We start from the raw sequence: 17,951 nt of genomic DNA, 5'->3' as shown, positions 1-17,951 counted from the left end.
CGTCAGGGCGCGGCAACGGCCCTTTGCAAGGCGAGGCGGATACCGAGGCAGATCAGGAGTGCGCCGGTGACGCGATTGAACCAGCGGCCGAAGCGGACGAGCCCGTCGCGCACCGCTCGGCCGGTGAAGAAAATGGTGACGAGGGCGAACCAGCACACCAGCAGCGTGCCCATGGACAGCGCATAGAAGCCCTGCACCGCGAGCGGGGTCTCGGTGCTCACCAGCGTCGAGAACAGGGACAGGAAGAACAGCATCGCCTTGGGGTTCAGCGCATTGGTGAGAAACCCCAGGGCGAAGGCGCGCCTGTCGGTCATGACACCGGCGGGAGCGGGCGCGGCCTCGCCGTCCATTGCGGGCGCAGGCGCGGCCCACGTCTTCACGCCCACATAGATGAGATAGGCGCAGCCCGCCCACTTCAGAACCGAGAAGGCGACGATGGAGTGGGCGACGAGGAAGCCGAGGCCCGCCAGCGTGTAGCTGGCGTGGAGAAGGATCGCGGAACCGATGCCGAGGCTCGTCAGCACCCCGGCGCGCCGGCCGAACACGACACTCTGGCGCACCACCATGGCGAAGTCCGGCCCCGGCGCGACCGCCGCGACAGCGAACACCGCCATGAGGGTGAGATATTCGGCCAGATGGCTCACGATCGAAGGTCTCTATCCCACGTCATTCATGCGTCGCGCGACAGGCCGGGACGAGCTTCCACACGATCACCGCGAAGATCGCGCCCAGACCCACGGCGATCCAGAACAGAAGCCACGCCGTGTCATATTCCGGCAAGCCGAACGGCCCGGTCTCGGGCATCTTCTCGAACGCCCGTCCCCCGAACCATCCGCTGCAGGCCGCGCAGACGGCCCCGGCATAGGCAAGGAGGAGAATGGCCAGGCGCTTCCGATCCCTGGCCATTCCTTTCACATCCTCACAGATCCAGCACGAGGCGCGCGGGATCCTCCAGGGTCTCCTTCACCCGCACCAGGAAGGTCACGGCCTCACGGCCGTCGACGATGCGGTGGTCGTAGGAGAGCGCCAGATACATCATCGGGCGGATGACCACCTGGCCCTTGATGGCCACCGGGCGCTCCTCAATGCGGTGCATGCCGAGGATGCCCGACTGCGGCGCGTTGAGGATGGGGGTGGACATCAGCGAGCCGTAGATGCCGCCGTTGGTGATGGTGAAGGTGCCGCCCTGCATCTCCTCGATGCCGAGCTTGCCGTCGCGCGCCTTCTTGCCGAAGCCGGCGATCGCCTTCTCGATCTCCGCCACCGACATGAGATCGGCGTCGCGCACCACGGGCACCACGAGGCCCTTCTCGGTGCCGACCGCGATGCCGATGTTATAGTAGTTCTTGTAGACGAGGTCCTGCCCGTCGATCTCGGCGTTCACCGCCGGGATGTCCTTCAGCGCCGCAATCACCGCCTTGGTGAAGAAGCCCATGAAGCCGAGCTTGGTGCCGTGCTTCTTCTCGAAGGCATCCTTGAACTGGCTGCGCAGGCTCATCACCGCGGTCATGTCCACGTCGTTGAACGTGGTGAGCATGGCGGCGGTGTTCTGCGCATCCTTCAGGCGCCGCGCGATGGTCTGGCGCAGCTTGGTCATCTTCACCCGCTCCTCGCGGGCGGCGTCGGTGGGCGCGGACGGCGCGCGGGCGGCGACCGGGGCGGGCGCGGCGGCAGCCGAGGCGCCGGCGGCGATGGCGGCCAGCATGTCACCCTTGGTGACGCGGCCATCCTTGCCGGAGCCGGATACGTCGGCCGGGTTCACGCCGCTCTCGGCGGCGATGCGACCCACCGCGGGACCATTGGCGCCAGCGGCGACCGGCGCCGGGGCGGCAGCAGGAGCCGCCGCGGGGGTCGGAGCGGGAGCCGTCGCGGGCGCAGCGGCAGGAGCTGGGGCGGCAGGAGCTGGGGCGGCAGCCGCGGGGGCGGCTTCCGCGCCCGAGCCGGCGCCGATGTTGCCGAGCAGCGCGCCGACACCCACGGTCTCGCCATCCTTGGCGACGATCTCGGAGAGGACGCCCGAGGCCGGGGCCGGCACCTCGACGGTCACCTTGTCGGTCTCGAGCTCCACCAGCGGCTCATCGGCCTTGACGGCATCGCCGGGCTTCTTGAACCACTTGCCGATGGTCGCCTCGGTAACGGACTCGCCCAGGGTGGGCACGCGGATCTCGGTCATTGCGTTCGCCCCTTAGGGGGCCTCCCTCAAATTTCGGCGTCGGCCGGGCGGGACGCCCGGCGCTCGATGAGCGACAGAATGGGCATGATCTCGTAGGCAAAGCCGAGATCAGCCAGGATGACGGGGTCCTGCACACAAAGGCCGGTCGCGGCGGCCTCGTCCGCCACCTCCACCACCGCCATGCCCCAGATGCCCGCGGGATCGGCCACGGGCCCTACGGCGAGGGCCGTGCCGGCTTCGGCCTGGCCCTGCCAGAAGGCGAAGTGGGCGCCCATGGCATCCATCTCGGCGGCCGACGCATCCGAGGGGAAGCTCGGGCGCGGCGGGGAGAGGCGGAGCAGGAAGTGGGGCACGGCGGCTCAGCCCAGGGCTTCTTCGAGGAAGGCCTTGAGCTGGGCCATGTGCTTGGACATGAGGCCGGTCGCGGTCGCGGCGGAAGCCGGACGGCCGGCGTAGCGCGGACGCTTGGCGGGGCCGCCCACCTGCTCCAGCACCCACTCCAGATAGGGCTGCACGAAGGCCCAGGACCCCTGGTTCTTCGGCTCCTCCTGGCACCAGACCACCTCGGCGTTCTTGAAGCGCGAGAGCTCCTGCACGAGGGTCTTGAGCGGGAACGGATAGAGCTGCTCCACGCGCAGCAGGTAGACGTCGTTGACGCCGCGCTTCTCGCGCTCCTCCAGCAGGTCGTAATAGACCTTGCCCGAGGACAGCACCACGCGACGGATCTTGTCGTCGGCCACAAGCTGCACGCCGCCATCCTGCGGGTGCGACTGGGCGTCGTCCCAAAGCACGCGGTGGAAGGAGGTGCCGGTCTCCATCTCCGACAGCGAGGACACTGCCCGCTTGTGGCGCAGCAGCGACTTCGGCGTCATCAGGATGAGCGGCTTCCGGAACTCGCGGCGCAGCTGCCGGCGCAGGATGTGGAAGTAGTTGGCCGGCGTGGTGACGTTGGCCACCTGCATGTTGTCCTCGGCGCACAGCTGCAGGTAGCGCTCGAGGCGGGCCGAGGAATGCTCGGGGCCCTGGCCCTCATAGCCGTGCGGGAGCAGGCAGACGAGGCCGGACATGCGCAGCCACTTGCGCTCGCCCGAGGAGATGAACTGGTCGAACAGCACCTGGGCGCCGTTGGCGAAGTCGCCGAACTGAGCCTCCCACAGCACCAGCGTGTTGGGCTCCGACAGGGTGTAGCCGTACTCGAAGCCGAGCACCGCCTCTTCCGAGAGCATCGAGTTGATGACCTCGTACTTGGCCTGGGTTTCGGAGAGGTGGTTGAAGGGCTTGTAGCGCGCCTCCGTCTCCTGGTCGGTCAGCACCGAATGGCGCTGGGAGAAGGTGCCGCGCTCCACGTCCTGGCCGGAGAGGCGGACGGGGTGGCCTTCCTGCAGCAGCGAGCAGAAGGCCAGCGCCTCGCCGGTCGCCCAGTCGATGCCGGCGCCGTCCTCGATGGCCTTCTTGCGGTTGTCGAGGAAGCGCTGGATCGTGCGGTGGACCTGGAAGCCCTCCGGCACCTTGGTGATCTTCTCGCCGATGGCCTTCAGCGTGTCCATCGCCACGCCGGTGTCGCCGCGGCGCGGATCGTCATCCTCGTGGATGGCCTTGAAGCCGGCCCAGCGGCCGTCCAGCCAGTCGGCCTTGTTGGGCTTGTAGGCCTGGCCGGCCTCGTGCTCGGCCTCCAGGCGGTCGCGCCACGCATTGCGCATGGTCTCGAGCTCGCCGGCGGTGACGACGCCTTCGGATTCCAGCTTCTTGCCGTACAGCTCCAGCACGCTCGGGTGCTGGCGGATGACCTTGTACATCTTCGGCTGGGTGAAGGACGGCTCGTCGCCCTCGTTGTGGCCGAAGCGCCGGTAGCAGAACATGTCGATGACGACCGGCTTGTGGAAGCGCTGGCGGAATTCGGTCGCCACCTTGGCGCAGAACACCACGGATTCGGGATCGTCGCCGTTGCAGTGGAAGATCGGCGCCTCGATCATCTTCGCCACGTCGGAGGGATAGGGCGAGGAGCGCGAGTAGCGCGGATTGGTGGTGAAGCCGATCTGGTTGTTGATGATGAAGTGCAGCGAGCCGCCCGTGCGGTGGCCCTTCAGGCCGGAGAGGCCGAGGCACTCGGCCACCACGCCCTGGCCGGCGAAGGCGGCGTCGCCGTGCAGCAGCAGCGGCAGCACCTTCACCCGCTCGGCATCGCCCCACTGGTCCTGCTTGGCGCGCGCCTTGCCCAGCACCACCGGATCGACGATCTCGAGGTGCGAGGGGTTGGCGGTCAGCGACAGGTGGACCTTGTTGTTGTCGAACTCGCGGTCGGAGGAGGCGCCGAGGTGATACTTCACGTCGCCGGAGCCCTCGACCTCGTCGGGCGCCCAGGAGCCGCCCTTGAACTCGTGGAACAGGGCGCGGTGGGGCTTGCCCATGACCTGGGTCAGCACGTTCAGGCGGCCGCGATGGGCCATGCCGAACACGATCTCCTTGAGGCCCAGGTTGCCGCCGCGCTTGATGATCTGCTCAAGGGCAGGGATCAGACTCTCGCCGCCGTCGAGGCCGAAGCGCTTGGTGCCGGTGTACTTGACGTCGAGGAACTTCTCGAAGCCCTCGGCCTCCACCAGCTTGTTGAGGATGGCGCGCTTGCCCTCGCGGGTGAAGGTCACCTCCTTGTCGGGCCCCTCGATGCGCTCCTGGATCCACGCCTTCTCCTCCGGCGAGGAGATGTGCATGAACTCGACGCCGATGGACGAGCAGTAGGTGCGGCGCAGGATGGTGACCATCTCGCGGACCGAGGCGAACTCCAGGCCCAGCACGTGGTCGATGAAGATCTTGCGGTCGAGGTCGGCCTCGTAGAAGCCGTAGGAGGCCGGATCGAGCTCGGGCGCCTCGCGCGGCGGGGTGAGGCCCAGTGGGTCGAGATTGGCGTGCAGATGGCCGCGCATGCGATAGGCGCGGATCATCATCAGCGCCTTGACGGAATCGCGCGTCGCCTGCTGCACTTCGGTGGCGGAGAACTCGACGCCGGTCTTCTGCGCCTTGGCCTTCACCTTCTCGCCGATGGCCTTCTCGACCTCGATCCACTGGCCGTCCATGGCCGAAACCAGCTCGCCATTGGCATGCTGCGGCCAGTGCGGCTTCTTCCAGGAGGCGCCGCGGGCGTTCTCGATCACCTGATTGGGATCGTCCTTCAGCGCCGCGAAGAAGGCCTGCCACTCGGGGCTGACCGCATTCGGATCGGTCTCGTAGCGGGCGTAGAGGTCCTCGATCCAGGCGGCGTTGGCGCCATAAAGGAAGGAGGTATTGAGGAAAACGTCGTTCTGTTCGGCGCGCGACATGGGCTTGTTCCCGGATAGTCGTGGGCGACCTCATCTCCTTCAGCGCATTTCGCGCGGAAAATGAAGCCCCAAGACCGCTCGTCTGCCACAAATCCGATGTCCGGCGCGTGGCCGGGCACCCTGTCACCTCTGCGAGGCTCGTGGCAGCCTTCAGCAGCGGTGCTCGACAACCTTAGATGGGGATCGATCCCGCCCGACGTAAGGCCGAGCCGGCGCTTTCCCCTCCGCGCACGCCAGTCGCCGAACTTCGTGGCGAAATTGCGCGGCAATCGTCCTTTCAGGCATTTAGGACCAGCCGATCCCCGAAAGGCAGGGGATGGCCGGTGCCATCCCCTGTTTTGCTCCTCACCTATTGGGAAGGTGAATGACTGATGCGTCGCGCCTCAGCCCTTCAGCACTTCCACCAGGGTCTTGCCGAGGCGGGCGGGAGAGGGCGACACGCGGATGCCCGCCGCCTCCATGGCCGCGATCTTGTCCTCCGCCCCGCCCTTGCCGCCGGAGATGATGGCGCCCGCATGGCCCATGCGGCGCCCGGGAGGCGCCGTGCGGCCGGCGATGAAGCCCACCATCGGCTTCTTGCGGCCCTTCTTCGCTTCGTCGGCGAGGAACTGCGCCGCCTCCTCTTCCGCCGAGCCGCCGATCTCGCCGATCATCACGATCGACTTGGTCTCGGGGTCGGCCAGGAACATCTCCAGCACGTCGATGAACTCCGTGCCCTTCACCGGGTCGCCGCCGATGCCCACCGCGCTGGTCTGGCCAAGGCCCTCCTGCGAGGTCTGGAACACCGCCTCATAGGTCAGCGTGCCCGAGCGCGAGACAATGCCCACCGAGCCCTTCTTGAAGATGTTGGCCGGCATGATGCCGATCTTGGACTCGCCCGCCGTCACGATGCCCGGGCAGTTGGGGCCGATGAGGCGCGACTTCGAGCCGGACAGCGCCCGCTTCACCTTCACCATGTCCATCACCGGGATGCCCTCGGTGATGCAGACGATGAGGGGGATTTCGGCGTCGATAGCTTCGAGGATGGCGTCGGCGGCGCCGGGCGGCGGCACGTAGATCACCGAGGCATCGGCCCCGGTCTTCTCCTTGGCCTCCATCACCGTGTCGAACACCGGCAGGTTGAGGTGGGTGGAGCCGCCCTTGCCGGGGGAGGTGCCGCCGACCATCTTGGTGCCGTACATGATGGCCTGCTCGGCGTGGAACGTGCCGTTCTTGCCGGTGAAGCCCTGGGTGATGACCTTGGTATTGGCGTCGATGAGCACGGACATCACGCAGCTTCCTTCTTCACGGCCGCGACGATCTTCTGCGCCGCATCGTCCAGATCATCCGCCGGGATCACGTTCAGACCACTCTCGCGGATGATCTTCTTGCCTTCTTCCACATTGGTGCCTTCGAGGCGCACCACGAGGGGGACCTGGAGGCCCACCGCCTTCACCGCCGCCAGCACGCCGCGCGCGATGACGTCGCACTTCATGATGCCGCCGAAGATGTTCACCAGGATGCCCTTCACGTTGGGATCCGCGGTGATGATCTTGAACGCCGCCGTCACCTTCTCCTCGGTGGCGCCGCCGCCCACGTCCAGGAAGTTAGCCGGGCTCTCGCCGTAGAGCTTGATGATGTCGAGGGTGGCCATGGCGAGCCCGGCGCCGTTGACCATGCAGCCGATGGTGCCGTCGAGGGCGATGTAGGCGAGGTCGTACTTGGACGCCTCGATCTCCTTCTCGTCCTCTTCCGTCAGGTCGCGCAACTCGGCGAGCTCGGGATGGCGGAACATGGCGTTGGAATCGAAGGTCACCTTGGCGTCGAGCACCTTGAGGTTGCCGTCCTTGGTGACGATGAGGGGGTTGATCTCCAGCATCGCCATGTCGGTGTCGACGAAGGCGGTATAAAGCACCTCCGCGAGCTTGCCGGCCTGCTTGGCGAGGTCACCCGTGAGGCCGAGGGCCTTGGCGATCTTGCGGCCGTGGAAGCCCTGGACGCCGGTCACCGGATCCACCGAGAAGGTGATGATCTTCTCAGGGCTCGAATGGGCGACTTCCTCGATGTCCATGCCGCCTTCGGTGGAGACCACGAAGGCCACGTGGGAGGTGGCGCGGTCCACGAGCAGGGAGATGTAGAATTCCTTCTCAATGTCGGAGCCGTCCTCCAGATACAGGCGGTTCACCTGCTTGCCGGCCGGGCCGGTCTGGATGGTGACGAGGGTCCGGCCCAGCATCTGGGAGACGAACTCCTTCACCTCGTCGATGGACTTGGCGAGGCGCACACCGCCCTTCTCGCCAGCCTCGGGCTCCTTGAACTTGCCCTTGCCGCGGCCGCCGGCGTGGATCTGGGACTTGACCACCCAGAGCGGGCCGCCCAGCTCCTTGGCGGCGGCCTCCGCCTCTTCCACCTTCAGCACGGGCACGCCGCGCGAGACCGGCGCGCCGTACTTCTTCAGCAGCGCCTTGGCCTGATACTCGTGAATATTCATCTTTCGTGTCCCTCAGGGTTGCGATGTGTCCCTTCCCCCGCCCCGGCCCGCTTCTGCGCCACGCGGCGTTGCGTGGTCGCCCTGTCGCGGACCGCCTCCATCGCAGAGGGGCCCCGTCCCGCGGCGCCGACCGTCAGGCCGGCACACCGAGGCGGGCACCCCGAGGAGGGGAACACTCGTCTCCTTCACCACGCCGGTCGTTGCGCCGGCACGAAAACGGCGCACCTTCCGGCGCGCCGCCATGATCGAGATCACTTCCCGAGGCCGGGTGCGATCTTCAGGCAGGCCTCCACCAGTCCTTCGACCGCGGCGACCGATTTCTCGAACATGGCGCGTTCGTTCCGGTCCAGCTCGACCTCCACGATACGCTCCACCCCCCGCGCGCCGATGACGGCCGGCACGCCCACATAGATGTCCCTGAGGCCGTATTCCCCATCGAGCCGCGCGGCGACGGGAAGAAGGCGCTTCTTGTCCTTCAGATAGCTCTCGGCCATGGCGATGGCCGCCGCCGCCGGCGCATAGAAGGCCGAGCCGGTCTTCAGCAGATTGACGATCTCGGCGCCGCCGTCGCGGGTGCGCTGGACGATGGCGGCGATCCGCTCGTCGCTGGTCCAGCCCATGCGGATGAGGTCGGGCACCGGGATGCCGCCCACGGCCGAATAGCGCACCAGGGGCACCATGGTGTCGCCATGGCCGCCCATGACAAAGGCGGTCACGTCCTCCACCGAGACGCCGAACTCCTCGGCGAGGAAGAAGCGGAAGCGCGCGGAATCCAGCACGCCGGCCATGCCCACCACCTTCTCCGCCGGCAGGCCGCTGGAGCGCTGGAGCGCCCACACCATGGCGTCGAGCGGATTGGTGATGCAGATGACGAAGGCGTCGGGGGCGTATTTGCGGATGCCGGCGCCCACCTGCTCCATCACCTTGAGGTTGACGGAGATGAGGTCGTCGCGGCTCATGCCCGGTTTGCGCGGCACACCGGCGGTGACGATCACCACATCGGCGCCTGCGATGGCGTCATAGCTCGACGCGCCCCACACGGCCGCGTCGAAGCCGGCCACGGGGGCGAGCTGGGCGAGATCCAGGGCCTTGCCGTCGGGGACGCCCTCGGCGACGTCGAACAGCACGATGTCGCCCAGCTCCTTGAGCCCTGCCAGAAGGGCGAGCGTACCGCCGATCTGGCCGGCCCCTATGAGGGCGATCTTGTTGCGGGCCATCCCAAGTCCCCGGAAACCGATCTGCCGGCAGTCGCATGAGACGAGCCGCCGCAGGAAGCGAGCGGCGCTTGACTACTCCCATCCGACCGGGGGTTCAAGACGGCCGCACTGCACAAATAGTGGCATGGCGCGGGATTTTGGCGCAAAGACAGGTCGTTTTTTCGCGTTTTTAAGCTGATTTGCACCATGCGGAAAAGCATCCCGCAGAGCGGTGCACCAGCCTACCGTCCAAGCTCCGCCACGGCCCCCTCTCACCGGCCGCCTGCCCCACCGCTTGCATATGGACACGGCTCGCCGACGGCCGGATGACAGCGTCTCGCGGACGGCTGGGATTACGCTGTTGCAGGTTGAGGAGACGGGACAGGTCAGGCGGGAGGGGCCGCGGGGCCGGGAGAAGGACAGAACCGCGCCTTCTCACCAGGCCGGTTGCATCGCGGCACGTCCATGCCCGGAATGCGCGAAAGCCCGTCCGGGCGCCACCTGGGCCGGGACGGGCTTTCGCCGTCGGAAAATATCTGCCCTCTCCCCGCACACGGCCGAGCGACCAGCCGGATTAAAAAATAAAAAGTAACGTCAATATCAACAAACAATCAGCGGGGAGAGGGCAGCCGGCCGGAGGGACATGCCCTCCGGCGGAAGGGGTGCGCCCGCCGGCCCGGCCGATGCGGCTTGGGGGGCGAAGCGAAACGAGGGCGGCGGCACCGGGGGCGATCTTGGTCCCCGGAGCGCCTCAGCTGCCGGTCTTGAGGGACGTCAGCTGCACGAAGGCGGGCTTGGCGCTGGGCGCCGGCGGGCGGTTCGGATCATGCTCCTTGAGCACCTTGAACACCCGCTCCGCCATGGGGTTGGACTTGATGAAGTCCTCATAGGCCTGGCTCAGCATGGTCTGGGCGGCCGTGTAGATCTCTTCCTCGCTCATGCCGTCGAACTCGGCGGAAACGAGGTATTGGCCCATGCGGCGCAGGATATGCAGGCGCAGCACCTGCAGCACCTCCGGGTGGTACTCGACCTGCAGCACCTCGAAGAATTCCTCGGCGCTGTGCAGGGACTTCAGCTTGTCGATGACGGACATGTCGCTCTTCCTTCTTCTCGATCCGGCTGACGTCTTCGGCCTCAGGCCGCCTCGTCCGCGCTGGCGGGGCGGCCGCGCTGGCGCTCGCCCTGCAGGTGCGAGAGGCGCGCCTCCAGGAACTCGATGCGGTCCAGCAGCGAGACGATGGCCTCGCCCACCGGATCCGGCATGAGATGGTGCTCAAGGTCGATACGGCCGTCGCCCAGCCGTCGCCGGTCGGCGATGGGCTTCACAACGCGGCCGGGAATGCCCACCACGGTCATGGCCGGGGGCACGTCCTCGATGACGACGGAATTGGCGCCGATCCGGCAGCCCGCACCCACCGTGATGGGCCCGAGGATCTTGGCCCCCGCCCCCACCAGCACGCCGTCGCGCAGGGTGGGATGGCGCTTTCCGGCGGTCCAAGACGTGCCGCCAAGGGTCACGCCATGGTAGAGCGTGACGTCGTCACCGATTTCCGCCGTCTCGCCGATCACCACGCAGGCGCCGTGATCGATGAAGAAGCGCCGGCCGATGGTGGCGCCCGGGTGGATGTCCACGTTGGACAGGAAACGGCCGAGCCACGACAGGAAGCGGGCCGGAAACTTGATGCCGCGCCGCCACAGACGGCTGGCGAGCCGGTGCCAGATCACAGCGTGCACGCCGGGATAGGTCAGCACGATCTCGAACGTGTTGCGTGCCGCGGGATCGCGGGACTTCACGCAATTGATGTCCTCACGAATGAGGCGCCAGACGGAGAGGGTCGTCGCTTTTTCCTCTGCCGCCGGGGCTGCAGCGAGAGGCACTTCGGTACCATGCCATTTCGGGCTTCCCATGATCATGGGTCAAGCTCCCATCACTGCTGCGTGGCGGCGCTTCAGCGCCTCTTCGGTGAAGCTGTCCTCGTAGAGTCGCCGCAGCACCTGCGGCGACACCTGCTGCTTGGTGCGGCTGGCGAAATCGCGCACCCGGGCGAGAATGGCCCGGCCGCGTGCCTCGTCCACCGCGAGGCCCTCGTCGGCCAGCGCCTTGGCGACGGCCGCGAGGCCGGAATGCTTGCCCAGCACCACCCGGTGGGAACGGCCGAGCAGCTCGGGATCAAGCGCCTCGTAGGTGCCGCGATCCTTCAGCAGGCCGGAGACATGGATGCCGCTCTCGTGGGTGAACACATCCTCGCCGACGATGGCCTTGGTGCGGGGCATGGGTCGGCCGGCGGCGGCCATCACCCGCTCGGCCAGCGGGCGCAGCGCACGCGGATTGATGCCGCTCTCGGCGCGGGCGGTCTGGCGCAAGGCGATGGCCACTTCCTCCAGCGCCGCATTGCCCGCGCGCTCGCCGAGCCCCACCACGGTGACGCTGGCGTGCCGCGCGCCGCCGGTCACCGCCGCTAGGGTGTTGGCGGTGGCAAGGCCAAGGTCGTCGTGGGCGTGGAACTCGATCTCGAGATCGGTGGCGTTGGCCACCCGGCGCACCAGCGCATAGGTGGAGAACGGGTCGAGCACGCCCAGCGTATCGGCGAGACGGAGGCGGAAGGCGCCAACCTCCTTCGCCGTCTCCGCCACCCGGCAGAGGAAGTCGGGATCGGCTCGGGACGCGTCCTCGCAGCCGATGGCGACCGTGAAGCCGAGTTTGGTGGCGAGCGTGCCCACGTGGCGCAGGGCGGCCAGGGCCCAGTCGCGGTCGCGATTGAGCTTGCCCTTGAGCTGGCGGTCGGACGTGGGGATGGACAGGTTGACGTAATTGACGCCCGAGGAGACGGCCGCGAACAGGTCCTCCTCGCTCATGCGGCACCAGGCGGCGACGCGCAGGGGCAGCTTCAGCGAGACGATGGAGCGCAGCGTCTCGATTTCCTCGTCGCCCATGGCGGGGGTGCCCGCCTCGATCTCCGGCACGCCGGCGGCAGCGAGCGCCTCGGCGATCTCGATCTTTTCCCGGCGGTTGAAGGCGACGCCGGGCGCCTGCTCGCCGTCGCGGAGCGTCGTGTCGTTGAGGAAGACCGTGCGGGCCGGCACCGTGCCCGAGGCCAGGGCGCCGGCATCCGCCGACGTGCGACCGGAGCGCCCCGAATTGGCCGATGGTGTCTTCGCGAGCATGGGTCCCTTCCTTCCGCCCCCGCCGATGTCGGCGGGAGGATGATGAGCTCCAACCGGGGCCATCCCCGGTTCCCGTCAGTTCCTCAGCCCCCCGGCCGCCGTCGCCAGCGATGCGGGATCGTTCTCGAACACGAAGCCGCTGGCGGCGGCGGAATTCACAAAATCAATGCGGATGCCCCGCGTCGCAGCCTGCGAGGCGCCATCGATGAAGACCTTGAGGCCGGCCTGCTCGATCACCGCATCGTCGGCGCGGGGCCGTTGCTCCAGATGCATCAGGTAGCGCACGCCGGTGTCGGCGCCGGCTTCCGCGACCACCCGCAGACCGGCCGCGTCGCCGGCTTGCGAGAGCGCCGCCTTCACCGCCTGAACCGCACTGGTCGTGAGCCTGATCATCGGAAACGTCCATTCACGCCGGGTTGCCCCTGCACTGATCTGGCAAGCCCCGTGCCAGCCTCACAAGTTGTTCTGGAATCAATGGAAATTGCGGAGTGCCAAGATGTCGCAAAACTGACAGCCGGCAAGCTTGTTCGAGGTTCGACAGGGGCGCGGCAGACAAGCCACACCGCGCAATGACGAATTCCTCCGTATAACTACGTAGTCCTTTTCCCGTCCCCGCATTCTTCTTGACCGGAGCCGGACAAGCCCTGCGGGGCCGAGATGAGCGGCCCGTACGACCATGGGGAAGGAAGATTTCCGCGCAGTGAAGACACCGCCGCCGCCAAGAGTCAGTCCGGGGCGATCACCACCTTCACGTCGGCGGGCTTGGCCCAGTAAGGCGCGGAGGTCACCAGCACGTGGGCGCCGGCGGTGGCATAGGCCGCGGCGTTGGAGAGGTTCACCCCGCCCGCAGCCGCCACCTTGGTTGCAGGCGCCCGTTCGGCCACCCGCGCGGCCACGACGCGGATGTCGTCCGGGGTCATCTTCTCGCACTGGAGCACGTCGGGTTGAGCTGGCAGCACCGCCTCCACCTCATCCAGCGTCTTCACTTCCACCACCACCTTCTTCTCCGGCGCAGCCCGGCGGAGCGTCGCGATGCCCTCGCCCGCCGCGGACAGGAAGGCGGCATGTTCGGGAAACAGCAGCAGGGTTTCCGACAGGCCGAGCCGATGGGGATAGGCGCCACCGGCGCGGATCGCGGCGATCATCTGCGCCTTGGCGCCGGGAAACGTCTTGCGCGTCGTCACCACCGCGATCTCGGGCGAAACGGCGCGCGCCGCGGCCACGATGTCGGCGGTCAGGGTGGCGATGCCGGAGAGATATTCCACCAGGGTCTGCGCCACCTTCCAGGCCCGGAAGATCGCGCCCGCCGGCCCCTCCGCAATCAGAATGAGCGCCCCGGCCGGCACCCGCGCCCCGGTGGCGGCGAGAAGCTGCACATCGCTCCCGGCGGCGAGGAAGAGTTCGCTCGCCAGTTCCACGCCGCAGACGGTGGCGTCCGAGCGCATCGCCATGGAGAGCCGCGCGTCCTGCGCCTCCAGCCCGAGGGCCTCGGTGGTAAGGTCACCATAGGGCGCGTCCTCGGCCAGAAGCTGATCCACCGTCGCCTGCGTCCACCACCGGAAGGTCATCCCGCGCCCCGAATTTGCCGTGTGCGATATGGAGAAAGGAGATAGCCTGGGACCGCCCGAGGGTCGACCGGACACAGCGTCCACCGGGAGGTGGATCGACGAAAGGCAGCGCGGTCAGGCGGGCGTCGCTTGCTTGGTGGCACGGCGCAACAGCGTGAGGCATTCGATGGTGGAGGCGAGATCCAGCGCCGAGAAGCCGTCTAGGGTCTCGGGCCTCGGGTCGGCGCCGCGCGCGAGCAGCTTCTCCACCACCGCCGCCTTGCCGGCGGAGGCGGCATACATCAGCGCCGTGGCGCCGTTGTCGTTGGCGCTGTCGATCGCGATACCGGCATCCACCAATGCGTCGATGATGTTGAGATGGTCGCCCACGCAGGCGATCCACAAGGCGGTGTTGCCGTCGGCATTGCGGATCTGCAGGTCGGCGCCGGCAGCAATCAGGGCCGTCACCTCGGCGGCGAGGCCTTCCGCGCATGCCTTCATCAGCGGAGTCATGCCGTTTTCGGCTGTGGCGTTCAGCCCATCCGGTGGAAAGCCACGGCTGGCGATCCAGGCCGACAGCGCCGGGTCCAGCGCCGCAGCGGGCGGGCGCAGGCGCTCGAAGGTCTCCCAGGCCTCATAGCCGCCGTCGACGCTTGCCACATCGGCGAAGCCGAAGTCGGAAAGGGCCTGCGCATATTCCTGACTGGCGTTGCCGTGGTAGCAGTAGACCAGCACCGGCTGGGTCTTGGGCGTCGTCGCGATGATGTCCCCGAGGTTGGCGAAGGCGAGGTTGCGCGCTCCCGCCACATGGCCGGCATTGAAGGAATTGGCGTCGCGCACGTCGAGCAGCAGCGCCTTGCCCTCGCTGAGTATGGCCGCTGCGTCTTCCACGCCGATGCGGCGGAAGGGAATGCGCTGCCTCATCTCGTTCTCCTGAAGGCGCCCGTCACCCGGCCCGGCCGGGATAGGCCGGCTCGGTGGTGATGCGGTCGTCGAGCGCCGCCCGCCCGACGGTGAAGTGATAGAGCGACTGGAAGGCCGCGCCTTCCAGGCCGAGGAGCTGGTGCAGATCGTCGTCGAAATAGCAGCCGATGCCGGTTCCGCGATAACCCGCCGCCTCCGCTTCCAGATAGAGCACGTGCCCGAGGAGCCCGGCCTCCCAGTGGAGCTGACGGTAGCGCCAGGGATCGGCGCTCACCGTGGCCTCGAATTCGGAGAGCATGGCGACGGCGAACGAGCTGTCGCTCGCGATGGCCTGGTGGCAGCTCACCGTGCGGGCGATGCCGCGGCAATCGGTTTCCACCAGCCGCCGCAGCGGGATGTGGGCCGGGCAGCCTTCCGCCGCGGTCCATTGGAAGTCCGTCCGCAGGGCCGCCCGCAAGGCCGCTTCGGCCCCGTCGCGGCGCGGCAGGGCATAAAGGCCCGGCACGAGGCCGTCCACCCGGTGGACGAAGAACAGCGGATGAATGCGGGGCGCAAAGCCCCAGGCGTCGAACGGAGCGGAGGCCCTTGGCAGCAGCGCGTCGAGGAGATCGAAGAAGGTCTCCCTCGGCATGGTGCTGCCCTTGGCGGTGAAGCGCTGTGCGCTGCGCCGGCCGAGAATGGTCCCCGCCGCACGACCGGCGGCGGCCGGCACGCGGGCCGGCAGCGCGGCGCCAGCCGCGGGCTCGTCGAAGGCGCCCGAAGCGGAACCTGCCTCGGTGGCGCGGCTCACCTGGTCGATCACCGGCCAGCGATAGAGTGGATGACGATCGAGCACATTGGCCTTGCCGGCCCAGCGCCCCTCGACCGCTCCGTCCGGCGCGACCGGACGCTCCGCGCCGGCGGGTGCGAGGGCGATGAGAAGATCGGGATCCTCCCGCTCGGCGCCGCCGAAATCCCCGGCGCGGTCGATCCCGGCGAGGGCGGCCAGCGTCGCGCTATCGACGCCATCCACCAGGGTCGCGGTCCAGCCGAGGCAGGCGGCGGCATAGCGCACGGCGGCCAGCGCGTGGCCGAGATCCAGCTGGCAGTAGCGGAACGCCCGCTCGCCATATTTCCACGCCTCGCGCCAATGGATGGAGGACAGCGCCAGATGCAGCCGGGCCGGGCCTGGCGGCGGGCTGAAATACTGCTCCATCACAAAGCCGGAGGCGCTCGCCACGGCCACCGAGCCGCCCGTTCGGCGGCTGAAGCGCTGCTCCAGCGCATGGTCGCGGCTGACATAGTGATGCACGCCGTCTGCGAGGCCCGTGACGCCCTGCGCCAGCACATAGGCCTCGGTGGGATGCAGATTGCCGCTGGAGGGATTGCAGCGCAGCGCCCAGCGGTCCGGTCCCAGCTGCTTCCACGCGGCAAGGCCGAAGGACAGCTCCAGCAGCAGCGCTACACCGGCGAGGTGAAGAGGAGCAGGCGACACACGGCCCGCGACCATGTCGGCGAAGGACACCTCCAGCCGCTCCGCCGCCAGCGGCAGGGCGATGCGCGGCGCCCCCTCGAACTCCCGGAACGGGTTGGGCTGCATGTCCCAGTCGAGGGTCTCCGGCCCGGCGGCGTAGGCTTTCAGGCTGTGCTTGGTCCGCATGTGGTAGGCGAGCGCCACCTCGTAGGGCCGCGCAGGGGGCAACAGCGCGTTCATGGCTCAGGATGCCTTCCGCTCGGTGGGATCAGGGCAGGGGTTGGCCTCGTGGGGGTGAGAGCAGCCCTCCAGCGGCCGGCCATCCGCCGGGACGGAACCCAGCAGCGACGTCACCGGCTCGCGGTCGAAGCCGGCGCAGCGCTTACCCTCCGTCTCCACCAGCGGACGGCGGATGAGGAGCGGCTCGGCGAGCATCATGGCGATGGCGGCGTCCGCCCCCACCGCCAGAGGATCCACCGCGCCGGACTTCACCTTCGGAGCGGCCGGATTGAACCAGGAGGCGACCGGGGTCGCGCCGAAGAAGCCTTTCAGACGTTCCGCCGTCCACGGCTCGGTGAGCAGGCTGCGCACCTCCAGCGTGTGGCCGGCGTTGGCGAGGGCAAGCTTCTGCCGGGCGTTGGTGCCGCAACCCGGCTTCTCCCAGAACGTGACGTGGGCCACGACCGGCCTATTTCATCACGGACAGCTGCACCAGCTGGGCGCCGCCGTCGCGGCCGAGCACGGTGTCAACCTTCTTGCGCACGCCTTCCAGCGTGAGCGGCTTCACCACCGCGCCATGGGCGCCGGCCTTGAGACCGCCCACCGCCACCGCCTCGTCCGACTTGTCGGTGACGATGAGGATGCGCACGCCGGGAAACTTGGACTTCATCTCGGCGATCAGGCCGTCGCCGCGGGCCTTCAGGAGCCCGACGCCGAGCAGGATCACGTGCGGCACCAGCCAGCCCTGGCCCTTCTCATAGGCCTCCTCGGGCGTCGCCAACTCGTGGGTCTCGATCTCGTCATGCAGCATGAACTGGAGCGCCGCGCGGGTGATCTCGTCCTCGTCCACGACGAAGACGCGCCGCTGGTCGACTGCCTTGGAAGTCTCAACGCCGATCTGCATCTTTGCCTCGCTCACCTTGTCGGCCCCCGCGCGCCCGGGAAGGCTTGGCCGCGCGGGAAGGCTGAGGAGGGCTCAAGCAAGTTCCGTTCCCACCACGCGGGAGGCTCGCGCCGCAGCATTTGCGTCGCTTCTGCGCCGCCAGCCCCGCGATGGGGCGCGTCCCGTCAGCACGACTTGTTCCAATTGCGACATAGGCGGAACACCTGTCGTGTTCGGCACAGCCTCAATACTGCAGCGCAATACCTTGGGTTTTGATGCAGATCAAAGATTTAGGGCCCTTTCGGGCGACTGGCACGCTGGTTGCTCGGTCCTTGGTGCAACAGCGAGTGAGGGCTGAGTGCACGCCTAGGCCGGCTGCCAGCGATGCGCTCCTTCCCGTAACCCGCGGGGCGTTTCCGACCGATATTGCTGACGAGAGAAACGGCCTCGCGCCAATTCGCGCGGTGGTCTTCCTAAATAGGTTCGAAGGAGAGCAAGATGTCTTCGCTGCGACAGATCGCGTTTTACGGCAAGGGTGGCATCGGCAAGTCCACCACGTCCCAGAATACCCTCGCGGCCCTGACCGAGCTTGGTCAGCGCATTCTCA

Annotated in this window: 17 protein-coding genes and 1 pseudogene; 1 reads left to right on the top strand and 17 read right to left on the bottom strand. The window is 67.9% G+C overall.

Features of this window, described 5'->3' with window-relative positions; genetic code table 11:
- Positions 1–2: 2 nt before the first annotated feature.
- The 17 genes from ABLE93_RS16060 to ABLE93_RS15980 all read right to left on the bottom strand — a co-directional run bounded on the left by ABLE93_RS16060 (position 3) and on the right by ABLE93_RS15980 (position 17,365).
- Positions 3–644, bottom strand: a complete 642-nt coding sequence (locus ABLE93_RS16060) for a LysE family translocator (RefSeq protein ID WP_348840853.1) — start codon at positions 642–644, stop codon at positions 3–5.
- 22 nt (positions 645–666) lie between these two features.
- Complete coding sequence (locus ABLE93_RS16055) at positions 667–906, bottom strand: hypothetical protein (protein ID WP_348840852.1); 240 nt, start codon at positions 904–906, stop codon at positions 667–669.
- A gap of 13 nt (positions 907–919) precedes the next feature.
- Entirely contained in the window at positions 920–2,173 is a 1,254-nt protein-coding gene (gene odhB / locus ABLE93_RS16050) for a 2-oxoglutarate dehydrogenase complex dihydrolipoyllysine-residue succinyltransferase (protein WP_348840851.1), read from the bottom strand.
- Between the two features lie 26 nt (positions 2,174–2,199).
- The gene (locus tag ABLE93_RS16045; protein WP_348840850.1) at positions 2,200–2,526 is read right to left on the bottom strand and encodes a YciI family protein; all 327 of its coding nucleotides are present in this window, start codon (positions 2,524–2,526) and stop codon (positions 2,200–2,202) included.
- A gap of 6 nt (positions 2,527–2,532) precedes the next feature.
- Positions 2,533–5,487: a 2-oxoglutarate dehydrogenase E1 component gene (locus ABLE93_RS16040; RefSeq protein WP_348840849.1), complete on the bottom strand. Its 2,955-nt coding sequence runs from the start codon at positions 5,485–5,487 to the stop codon at positions 2,533–2,535.
- Between the two features lie 383 nt (positions 5,488–5,870).
- Positions 5,871–6,755 (bottom strand): succinate--CoA ligase subunit alpha, encoded by an 885-nt coding sequence (gene sucD / locus ABLE93_RS16035; RefSeq protein WP_348840848.1) that lies wholly within the window; start codon positions 6,753–6,755, stop codon positions 5,871–5,873.
- Positions 6,755–7,957, bottom strand: a complete 1,203-nt coding sequence (sucC, locus tag ABLE93_RS16030) for an ADP-forming succinate--CoA ligase subunit beta (RefSeq protein WP_348840847.1) — start codon at positions 7,955–7,957, stop codon at positions 6,755–6,757. The genes sucD and sucC overlap by 1 nt, the downstream gene beginning before the upstream one ends.
- Positions 7,958–8,208: 251 nt before the next feature.
- Positions 8,209–9,174: a malate dehydrogenase gene (gene mdh / locus ABLE93_RS16025; protein WP_348840846.1), complete on the bottom strand. Its 966-nt coding sequence runs from the start codon at positions 9,172–9,174 to the stop codon at positions 8,209–8,211.
- 730 nt (positions 9,175–9,904) lie between these two features.
- Positions 9,905–10,246 carry a nitrogenase stabilizing/protective protein NifW gene (nifW, locus tag ABLE93_RS16020; protein WP_348840845.1) on the bottom strand — a complete coding sequence of 114 codons (342 nt, stop codon included), beginning with the start codon at positions 10,244–10,246 and terminating at the stop codon, positions 9,905–9,907.
- 41 nt (positions 10,247–10,287) lie between these two features.
- Positions 10,288–11,067, bottom strand: a complete 780-nt coding sequence (gene cysE, locus ABLE93_RS16015) for a serine O-acetyltransferase (protein ID WP_348840844.1) — start codon at positions 11,065–11,067, stop codon at positions 10,288–10,290.
- A 3-nt stretch (positions 11,068–11,070) separates the two neighbouring features.
- Positions 11,071–12,318 carry a homocitrate synthase gene (nifV, locus tag ABLE93_RS16010; protein ID WP_348840843.1) on the bottom strand — a complete coding sequence of 416 codons (1,248 nt, stop codon included), beginning with the start codon at positions 12,316–12,318 and terminating at the stop codon, positions 11,071–11,073.
- A 75-nt stretch (positions 12,319–12,393) separates the two neighbouring features.
- Positions 12,394–12,711 carry a HesB/IscA family protein gene (locus ABLE93_RS16005; RefSeq protein WP_348840842.1) on the bottom strand — a complete coding sequence of 106 codons (318 nt, stop codon included), beginning with the start codon at positions 12,709–12,711 and terminating at the stop codon, positions 12,394–12,396.
- 332 nt (positions 12,712–13,043) lie between these two features.
- Positions 13,044–13,886 carry a ModD protein gene (gene modD, locus ABLE93_RS16000; protein WP_348840841.1) on the bottom strand — a complete coding sequence of 281 codons (843 nt, stop codon included), beginning with the start codon at positions 13,884–13,886 and terminating at the stop codon, positions 13,044–13,046.
- 114 nt (positions 13,887–14,000) lie between these two features.
- Positions 14,001–14,789, bottom strand: coding sequence for an ankyrin repeat domain-containing protein (locus ABLE93_RS15995; RefSeq protein WP_348840840.1), 789 nt, complete (start codon positions 14,787–14,789; stop codon positions 14,001–14,003).
- 22 nt (positions 14,790–14,811) lie between these two features.
- A complete protein-coding gene (locus ABLE93_RS15990) occupies positions 14,812–16,482 on the bottom strand; it encodes a nitroreductase family protein (protein ID WP_348840839.1) in 1,671 nt (556 codons plus the stop codon).
- Positions 16,483–16,485: 3 nt separating this feature from the next.
- Complete coding sequence (locus tag ABLE93_RS15985; protein WP_348840838.1) at positions 16,486–16,923, bottom strand: ArsC/Spx/MgsR family protein; 438 nt, start codon at positions 16,921–16,923, stop codon at positions 16,486–16,488.
- Positions 16,924–16,930: 7 nt separating this feature from the next.
- Positions 16,931–17,365, bottom strand: coding sequence for a response regulator transcription factor (locus tag ABLE93_RS15980; RefSeq protein WP_348840837.1), 435 nt, complete (start codon positions 17,363–17,365; stop codon positions 16,931–16,933).
- A gap of 477 nt (positions 17,366–17,842) precedes the next feature.
- On the opposite strand from ABLE93_RS15980, the pseudogene nifH reads away from it, so the two are divergent.
- Positions 17,843–17,951, top strand: a pseudogene (nifH, locus tag ABLE93_RS15975) (nitrogenase reductase); the annotation flags it as partial.

It is taken from the genome of Xanthobacter pollutisoli, assembly GCF_040044995.1.
In the GTDB taxonomy this organism is placed as follows: Bacteria; Pseudomonadota; Alphaproteobacteria; order Rhizobiales; family Xanthobacteraceae; genus Xanthobacter.
Note: the sequence above shows the minus strand (reverse complement) of the source record. Positions and strands in the feature narration are given on the sequence as shown.